Source organism: Aminivibrio sp., from assembly GCF_016756745.1.
Taxonomy (GTDB): domain Bacteria; phylum Synergistota; class Synergistia; order Synergistales; family Aminobacteriaceae; genus Aminivibrio.
The window spans coordinates 1-8,437 of sequence record NZ_JAESIH010000086.1 but is presented as its reverse complement, the minus strand read 5'-3'; the positions used below and the strand labels follow the sequence as shown (position 1 = coordinate 8,437).

Sequence of the window (8,437 nt, the reverse complement as noted above, 5' to 3'; positions counted from 1 at the left end):
TGGGGTTCGTGTACGAACCGGAGGGTGCCGGAGCGGGAGAAAAGAGGGGCTGGGTGTTTCACGTCAACTCCCGGGCGCCGTCCCTCCTTTCCGGAGACGGCCTTCCCCTGGGAGCAGGATCGGTGGACGACCTTCTCCGGCTCTTCGGCACTCCCGGAGACGTTCCCCTGCCGAAAATGTCCCCTCCTCCGGGCGAGACGGAGTTTATGCCTCTGGGGGTCTTTATCGAATCCACCGTCATGCGATTCGGCGGCAGCCCCTCCGAAGCGAAGGACCGCTTCGGCGAGCCCGGGGCGGTGAGGCGGAGGATTGTGGCGCAGCCTTCGGATTCCCCGGAAGGCAGGCCGGTGCTCACCATGATGTGGCCGGGACTCTCTCTCGATTTTTCCGGAAGTTCGGGCAGTGAACGCCTGGTGTCCGCAGTGGTGAAAACGGGAAGCCATCCCTTCGGGCCGGAACCCGGGATCAGGGTGGGAGATCCCTTCTCGCGGGTGTCGGATCTGCTGGGAGAGCCGAGTGACAGGAATTCCCGGTCAGTGGTCTATTCCGGCCGGGATGTTCCCTGTGACCTGGTCTTTAACGTAAGGAAGGACGGCCGGATCGCCGGAATGTCCTTCTCCGTCCCGTCGGATTGAACCGGAGACGGCGTATTTCAAGGAGGTTCCCATGTCCCTGATACTGAAGCTGCTGCTGAAGGCGGCGCCATTGCTTCTTTTTCTTCTCTTTTCCCGGGCGGTACGGGATATGTTCCGGACGCAGCAGGGGGCCGGAAGAGCCTACGACCAGCCTCCCCCGGGAGGAAGCCGGCAGGGAGCCGGAGCGCCGGGCCGGGGAGGCCGCAGGGATCCCTATGCTGTCCTGGGATGCTCCCCCTCGTCCTCCGACGGGGAGGTAAAAAAGCGGTACCGGGAGCTGCTCGGAAAATATCACCCCGACAAGTTCATAGGCCAGGATCTTGATGCCGACTTCGTGGAGCTCGCCTCGAAAAAATTCCAGGAGATCCAGGAGGCCTACGAGGCAATCCGGTCGAGGAGAGGATTCTGACCCTACGGAAGCATCTGAGGGTATTTTTCATAATAATCTTATAAGAGAGCTTCATTGTCGTTTCGTCCAGTGGTACGGCCCGTGGTACAATGACCCCGTCCGGAGACTGCGCCGGACCAAAATATCCGTCCCCTGCCCGAGGGAAAAGGAGAGTCGCCATGTCAACTCTGGAGTTCTATAAGGATCCCGATAGCTTCTCTTCCATCAAGTCCCAGGCGCGAACCACCATCGAAACCGCCTTTTTCGGAAACAACGTCGTTCCGGTCGCCAATCTCCGGGAAGCCTACGATCTCGCCCGAACCAGTCCCGGAACCGTGGAGCTCACGGGAATGCCTGTGTACCGTCCCGAGGGGCAGGGACTGCCCGCCGGGAGCAATGTCCTGCTGATGAACGACGGCGCCGTGGTCGGCCGTTGCGCCGCCGCACGGAAAATTCTCGGAGAGCCCGGAGTGAACATGGGAGAGCTTGCCCCCCTTCTCCGTGAAGCGGTGTACGGGAGCCGGTTCCGCACCTTCTACTCCGCCGAGGCCTATATCGGCCTCGAAAAAGATTTCATGGTCAAGGCTCATCTCCTTGCGCCGAAGAACCACGAGAACCTCGTGTACAACTGGATGCTGAACTTCCAGTACCTGAACAAAACCTACATCGACATGTACAGGGAATCCAGGTCCCTTCCGGACGGCGACATCTTCATGTTCGCCGACCCGGACTGGGCATCCCCCGAGTACCCTTTCGGCCTCGCCTTTTTCGACCCGGTCCACAACTGCGCCGCCGTCCTCGGCATGCGCTATTTCGGAGAGCTGAAGAAGGGAACCCTCACCCTCGCCTGGGGAACAGCCGTACGGAACGGCTTTGCCTCCTGCCACGGCGGACTCAAGAGGTACAACCTGAAAAGCGGCCGGTCCTTCGTCTCCGCCGTGTTCGGCCTGTCGGGGTCGGGGAAGTCGACCCTCACCCACGCCCGGCACGGTGGCAAGTACGACATCACCGTCCTCCACGATGACGCCTTCATCATCAACGTGAAGGAGAAGTACGCCATCGCCCTGGAGCCCTCCTATTTCGACAAGGTGCAGGATTATCCCATGGGGTGCGAGGACAACAAGTTCATCATTTCACTGCAGAACTGCGGGGTGACGAGGGGCGAGGACGGACTGCTCCATCCCGTGACGGAGGACCTGCGGAACGGGAACGGCAGGGCCATCAAGTCGAAGCTCTGGTCACCGGTCCGTGTGGACCGCATCGACGAGCCCATCAACGCCGTCTTCTGGCTCATGAAGGACCAGTCCCTGCCGCCGGTTCTCCGGCTCAAGGGACCCGACCTCGCGGCCGTGATGGGGGCCACCCTCGCCACCAAGAGGACCACCGCGGAACGGCTGGTCCCCGGCATCGACCCCAATGCGCTGGTGATCGAGTGCTACGCCAATCCCTTCCGGACCTATCCTCTCGCTCTCGATTACGAGCGGTTCCGGACCCTCTTCGTGGACGGTGTGGACTGCTATATCCTCAACACGGGAGATTTCATGGGAAAGAAGGTCACTCCCTCCGACACCCTGGGGATTCTCGAGGCCATCGTCGAGGAGAAGGCCCGCTTCGTCCCCTTCGGACCCTTCAGCGACATGGAGACCATGGAACTCGAGCGGTTCCCCGTGGATTTTTCCGACGAGAAGTACCGGAGGGAATTCTTTGCCCGTTTCCGTGACAGGCTGGCCTTCGTAAAGTCGAGGGAGACGGAGAAGGGCGGCATGGACAGTCTTCCGCCGGAGGCGGAAGCGGCGCTGCGGAAGGCCCTGGACGAGATGGGCTATCCGGTGCAGGAGTAGGCGCTCAGGACTGCCGCGGGCCGGGGGCTTCCCCGGCCCGGGATCTTGCCGGACGGGCGAAGTACTCTTTCACCAGGCTGTTCCCCCGAAAAAGCCGCACCCTCGAGATGACCTGCCTTCTGCAGACCCATTCAAAACCGTCCCTGGCCTTTTCTTCCGTGGTCCTGTCCCGTTCCATGCGGGAGGACTCTTTTGCGGCGCCCGGCCAGGACCGCCACTCTCCAGACAGGGGCTCCTGGTAGAGGACGAGCCAGGAATAGTCGGACCAGAGCCCCGGGACCCGATACCGCCTCCGGCCCTCCCCTTCGGCGTGGATGAGGATGCTCAGTTCGTCCCGGAACCTGGTGGCCGTTCCCCGGTATTCCTTGCCGTCGGCGCGGCCGGTGAAGGAGACCTTTCCTCCGTGGCCGCCGATGCCTGAAGCTTCGCACCACTGCCGGATTTCCTCCAGCAGATCGTCGTACTCCAGGGGGATCCCCCGGGAGGAGGCGAAGGCTTCGGCGAAGCGCCGTTCCAGGAGGAATTCGCCAGGCCGGGGAGCCGGGGCGCAGAAGTCCTGAAGCCGTGCGGGGGAAAAAGGCCTGATGTTCATGGGGTCTCCTTTGGACAGCCGTACCCGTCCGAAACTTCGGACGGCATAATCGGACCGGTGTTTTCTGCTTCGGCTTTACTATAATAGTCTTTTCTCTATAATCATACTCCTGACGGAAATCACTTCGGAGGCTTCGATTATGGCACATTCACCAGACAAAACCCACCTCATGGGGACGGATTCCATTTCCAGCCTGATGATCCGGTTTTCCCTGCCGGCCATCGGCGGCATGCTGGCCAACGCCCTGTACAACATCGTGGACCGCATTTTCGTGGGGCGTACCGTCGGTCCGATGGGGATCGGCGCCATCAGCGTGGCCTTTCCCTTCATGCTCCTGGTCATCGCCTACGGCCTGCTCATAGGTGTGGGGGCGGGAGCCCTGGTGTCCATCTCCCTCGGTGAGAAGCGCCGGGCCAGGGCGGAAAAGACCATGGGAAACGCCCTCGTTTTTCTCATCGGAGGAAGCACCGCCATCGCCCTCCTTGGGGGGATGTTCAGCGCCCCCGTCCTTGAGCTGTCAGGGGCGAGCGCCACCATGCTGCCTCTTTCAAAGGAATATCTCGACATCATCGTCCGGGGCATCCCTTTTTCGACCCTGGCCTTCGGGCTCAACTATTTCATCCGGGCTGAGGGAAATCCCCGGTATGCCATGTATACCCTCTTCGTCGGAGCTTTTGCCAACATTGTCCTGGACTGGATCCTCATCCTGGGCCTGGACATGGGAATCCGGGGGGCGGCGCTGGCGACGGTGGCCTCCCAGGTGCTCTCCCTCGGGTGGGCTGCCGCCTATTATATCCGGAAATGGGGAACCCTCCGGTTCCGGAGGAAAAACCTCCGTCCCGACCGGGTGATCATCGGAAAAATGCTGGCCATCGGTGCGGCGCCCTTTTTGACGGAGCTGAGCTTCACCTTCGTCATGGCACTCTTCAACCGCTTTCTCCGCGTCTACGGCGGAGACCTCGCCATCTCCGCCATGGGGATTTTCTTCAGTCTCGACAGCCTCCTCTTCCTTCCCGTTCTCGGGCTGGCGGAGGGTGTGCAGCCCCTCATCGGCTACAACTACGGGGCGAGGGACTTCGGCCGGGTGATCGCCGCCGTGCGGTCCGCCATACTCCTGGGGCTCGCCTTTTTCGCGGGGAGCTTCCTTCTCATCATGACGGTGCCTGAACCGCTGATCCGCATCTTCAACGACAATGACCCGGAACTGCTCGCCCTCGCCGTCCGGGGTCTGCGGATAGGGTACAGCGGCGTCCTTTTCGCCTCGGTGAGCATCATCGCCTCCCACACTTTCCAGGCCATCGGGAAGCCGAAAAAAGGGATTTTTCTCACCCTTTCCCGGCATTTTCTCTTCATTCTCGTCCCCCTGTACTTTCTTCCCCCTCTCCTGGGGACGGACGGGGTCTGGCTGGCCATACCCCTGTCCGACCTGGGAGGAGGGATCCTCGGGGCGTGGTTCCTGAAGCGGGAGTTCGCCCTTATGAGGCGTGATCAGCGGATTGACGGAATGTCGCCTCCTCCCGGAGCAACACCTCTTTCCGATTCTGTATAATACCGGGTAGAAGCGGAGCCGACGGAGCAGAGGGAGGTATTACATGAACAGAAACCATGAACCCGCACTGGCGAACAGGCGGCAGCCTGCAGGAGAGCAGGTCCCGCCGGGAGGTTGTCCGGCATGAAATCTTCGGGGAAGATCGGGTTTGAAAAGGCCCTTGTCGGTGAGGGAGGAAAAGGTGCGTTCCTCTTTTCCTTCGGCATCGCCCTCATTCTCTTCGGCCTCTCCAGGGACTCCTTCCAGGACATCCTGTCGGGCCTGTGGCGGATTCTCATCGAACCGGACTATCTCATTTCGGACTACATGGACGTGGGAGGCATGGGAGCGGCTTTCGTGAACAGCGGGCTGCTCACGATACTCTTTACATCCATTCTCGTTTTCCTTCGGGTCCATATCAGGGGCATTTCCATCGCCGCCGTCTTTACCGTGGCCGGTTTTTCCTTCTTCGGCAAAAATCTGCTGAACGTATGGTTCATCGTGGGGGGAGTCTGGCTCTATGCCAGAAGCCAGAAAGAACCCTTCCTCAAGTTCATCTACATCGCCTTCTTCGGCACCGCCCTGGCTCCCCTGGTGAGCCAGCTCATGTTCGGCTTCCATTTTCCTCCCTACCTGAGAATCTTTCTCGGCGCCGCAGCGGGTCTTTCGGCGGGTTTCCTTCTTCCTCCCCTGGCCGCGGCCTTCCTCTCGGTCCACCACGGCTACAACCTCTACAACGTGGGGTTTACCGCAGGAATGGTGGGGACGCTCTACGTTTCCGTTTTCCGGTCCCACGGATTCATCACGGCAAGCAGGATCATCTGGTCCACAGGGCACAACGGCCTGCTGTTTCCGGTCTGCTCGGCCTTTTTCCTTTTCCTCGCGGTGGCGGGGCTGTTTCTGGGAGGCGGCAGATCTCCCGGCGCCCTGAGGTCGCTGTGGAAACATTCAGGCCGTCTTCTGGCGGACTTCGTTGACCTGTTCGATTTTCCCGCGACGCTCATGAACATGGGGATTACGGGTCTGGCGGCGACCGCCTATCTCTACTTCAGCGGCGGAGACTTCAACGGGCCTACCCTCGGAGGGCTCCTGACCATCGCCGGGTTCAGCGCCATGGGAAAGACACCCCTCAATATCACCCCCATCCTGCTGGGCGTCATGCTGGGCAGCGTCACAAAAGACTGGGGGCTCACCGATCCCCCGATCCAGCTTGCCGCTCTTTTCGGAACCACCCTGGCGCCCATAGCGGGGGAGTTCGGCTGGTTCGCGGGCATCCTGGCGGGGTACATCCATTCGTCGGTGGTGCTGAACGTGGGGGTGCTCCACGCCGGATTCAACCTGTACAACAACGGCTTCGCCGGGGGACTGGTGGCCGCCATCCTGGTCCCCCTTTTCGAGGCCTTCCGAGGGAGGGAGAAGAGATGAGACACGAACGGCTCGTGGTGTCCCGGATCGTGAGCGAGCTCATGAATTTTTTCTTTTCCATGGGAGCCCGGGAGTTCCAGTCCCGGGTCGTCCGGAGCGACGAGGGGCACGAGATCGTCATCGAGTCGGATTACGCCGGCAGCCAGGGAAGCAAGCTGCGGGAGATGACCCGGCTCCTTCGGATGCCCCGGGCACGGGAAATGGAGGAGTATTCCTGGTCCCTGTCCGGGGACATCAGTACCGGCCAGGAGATCTACCTCGTAGGCATCCTGACCGATACCGTGTCGGTCGAGCACGACGAGCAGGCGGGAAAGGTGCGCATCGTCCTTTTCCGGAAGTGGAACTGAGCGTAAGGGGGATTATCATGGCAAAGACGGAACTCACGCGGGAACTGCTTGAAGCCGCCGTGCTCGGAGCATCCATCCTCGGCGGCGGAGGAGGCGGCACGATCGAGGAAGCCCTGGAAACGGGGGAGACGGCGCTCAAGTTCGGCCCCCTGCACCTGGTGGACCCGGAAGACCTGGAAGCATGGGGGACCATCGTCACCTGTTCTACGGTCACGTGCCCTCACCGGAAGGATCCCTTCATCTCCCCCAGGGCGAGGGTGCGGTCCATAGAGCTTCTCCTGGAGAGCGGCGTCCCCCGGCCTTCGGGGCTGATTCCCAACGAGTGCGGCAGCACGGGCATCGTGAACGGCTGGATCGAGGGAGCCATCCTCGGCATCCCCCTGGTGGACGCCCCGTGCAACGGCCGGGCCCACCCCACGCCGGAAATGGGATCCATGGGACTCCATCTCGTGGAAGGATATGTTTCTTCCCAGTCCTTCGCCGGAGGCAACCCGGCGAAGGGGGCCTACATCGAGGGCATCCTCCGTGGAGCGGTGGACACGGTGTCCAACATGATCCGCCAGGACGCCTGTGTTGTGGGCGGCATCCTGGCAGTGGCAAGGAACCCTGTGAGCGTCGCCTTCGTCAGGGAGAACGGAGCCCCCGGGGCGGTGAAGCAGGCGATCCGCATCGGGAGGGCCATGAAAGGAGCCGAAGGAAAGGGACCTGAGGCTGTCATCGCGGCGGCGGCGGAGATGCTGTCCGCCACGGTCATCCGCTGCGGGGAGGTGGAGGCGGTGGACAGGTTCACCGCCGGAGGCATCGATACGGGAACGGCCTTTCTCGGCGGGTATGAAGCGACCTTCTGGAAGGAATACATGACCCTTGAAAAGGACGGGGAGCGCCTAGCCACCTTCCCCGACCTCATCACCATCCTCGACGGCGACACCGGCAGGGTCATCCCCAGCGACTGCCTCCAGCCGGGGATGAATGCCGTCCTGTTCACCGCGTCCCGCAGGGAGCTGGTCCTCGGAGGGGGAATGCGGTCCGCCGCCCTCCTTGAGCCTGCGGAGAGAATCCTCGGGAAACCCATGCTCCCCTTCCTCGCCATCTGACGGGAAAGCCTTTCAGCGGGCGGCCTCCGGGCCGCCTTTTTCCTGTGCGCGGCGCCGGCGGACGCAGGAAACGGGGTGTGCTTTTCCCGGATGAAAGTTGATCTGATATTTGACATAATATAATTTGCGTGGTACCCTCTCCTCATGGTGTATTTTGCCCGGATCATGTCCGGGCATACAAAATGGAGGTGTATGAATGGGACTTGAAGACCGGGTTCAGACCGGCGTCCATTTCATGCAGGGAAATTATGCTGCAGTCGAGGGCGCCATTGCCGCGGGATGCGACTTTTTCGCCGGGTATCCCATCACCCCTGCGAACGAGGTCTCCGAGGGTATGGCCAGAAGGCTCCCCGCCGTTGGAGGCGTCTTTTTTCAGGGAGAGGACGAGCTGTGTTCCATCTATGCCATATCCGCGGCGTCTCTCGCCGGGGCGAAGGCCATGACGGCCACCGCCAGCGCAGGATATGACTACATGCAGGAAGGCATCGAGTATGCCGTGGCCGTGGAGGCCCCCATCGTGGTGGTGGACGTGATGCGCTGCCGGGGCGAAAATTTCGCCACCCAGTCGGACATTATGCAGGTCCGGT

General features: G+C 61.6%; 8 protein-coding genes and 1 pseudogene. 8 read left to right on the top strand and 1 reads right to left on the bottom strand.

The window, feature by feature from the left end:
* The 3 genes from JMJ95_RS13500 to JMJ95_RS13490 form a co-directional block, all read left to right on the top strand.
* Positions 1-635: hypothetical protein (locus JMJ95_RS13500; protein WP_290686360.1), on the top strand; the 635-nt coding region annotated here is incomplete at its 5' end.
* 31 nt (positions 636-666) lie between these two features.
* Positions 667-1,044, top strand: coding sequence for a DnaJ domain-containing protein (locus tag JMJ95_RS13495; RefSeq protein ID WP_290686358.1), 378 nt, complete (start codon positions 667-669; stop codon positions 1,042-1,044).
* Between the two features lie 158 nt (positions 1,045-1,202).
* The gene (locus JMJ95_RS13490) at positions 1,203-2,864 is read left to right on the top strand and encodes a phosphoenolpyruvate carboxykinase (ATP) (protein WP_290686355.1); all 1,662 of its coding nucleotides are present in this window, start codon (positions 1,203-1,205) and stop codon (positions 2,862-2,864) included.
* A gap of 4 nt (positions 2,865-2,868) precedes the next feature.
* On the opposite strand, the gene JMJ95_RS13485 is transcribed toward JMJ95_RS13490, so the two are convergent.
* Complete coding sequence (locus tag JMJ95_RS13485) at positions 2,869-3,456, bottom strand: hypothetical protein (RefSeq protein ID WP_290686352.1); 588 nt, start codon at positions 3,454-3,456, stop codon at positions 2,869-2,871.
* Between the two features lie 139 nt (positions 3,457-3,595).
* Between JMJ95_RS13485 and JMJ95_RS13480 the strand changes: the two genes are divergently transcribed.
* The 5 genes and pseudogenes from JMJ95_RS13480 to JMJ95_RS13460 all read left to right on the top strand — a co-directional run.
* Complete coding sequence (locus JMJ95_RS13480; RefSeq protein WP_290686349.1) at positions 3,596-5,005, top strand: MATE family efflux transporter; 1,410 nt, start codon at positions 3,596-3,598, stop codon at positions 5,003-5,005.
* A gap of 123 nt (positions 5,006-5,128) precedes the next feature.
* Positions 5,129-6,409: a DUF1576 domain-containing protein gene (locus JMJ95_RS13475; RefSeq protein WP_290686346.1), complete on the top strand. Its 1,281-nt coding sequence runs from the start codon at positions 5,129-5,131 to the stop codon at positions 6,407-6,409.
* Positions 6,406-6,756: a hypothetical protein gene (locus JMJ95_RS13470; RefSeq protein ID WP_290686344.1), complete on the top strand. Its 351-nt coding sequence runs from the start codon at positions 6,406-6,408 to the stop codon at positions 6,754-6,756. Before JMJ95_RS13475 ends, JMJ95_RS13470 begins: the two co-directional genes overlap by 4 nt.
* 17 nt (positions 6,757-6,773) lie before the next feature.
* A complete protein-coding gene (locus JMJ95_RS13465) occupies positions 6,774-7,850 on the top strand; it encodes a DUF917 family protein (RefSeq protein WP_290686342.1) in 1,077 nt (358 codons plus the stop codon).
* A gap of 196 nt (positions 7,851-8,046) precedes the next feature.
* Positions 8,047-8,437 (top strand): annotated as a pseudogene (locus JMJ95_RS13460) (ferredoxin oxidoreductase); the annotation flags it as partial.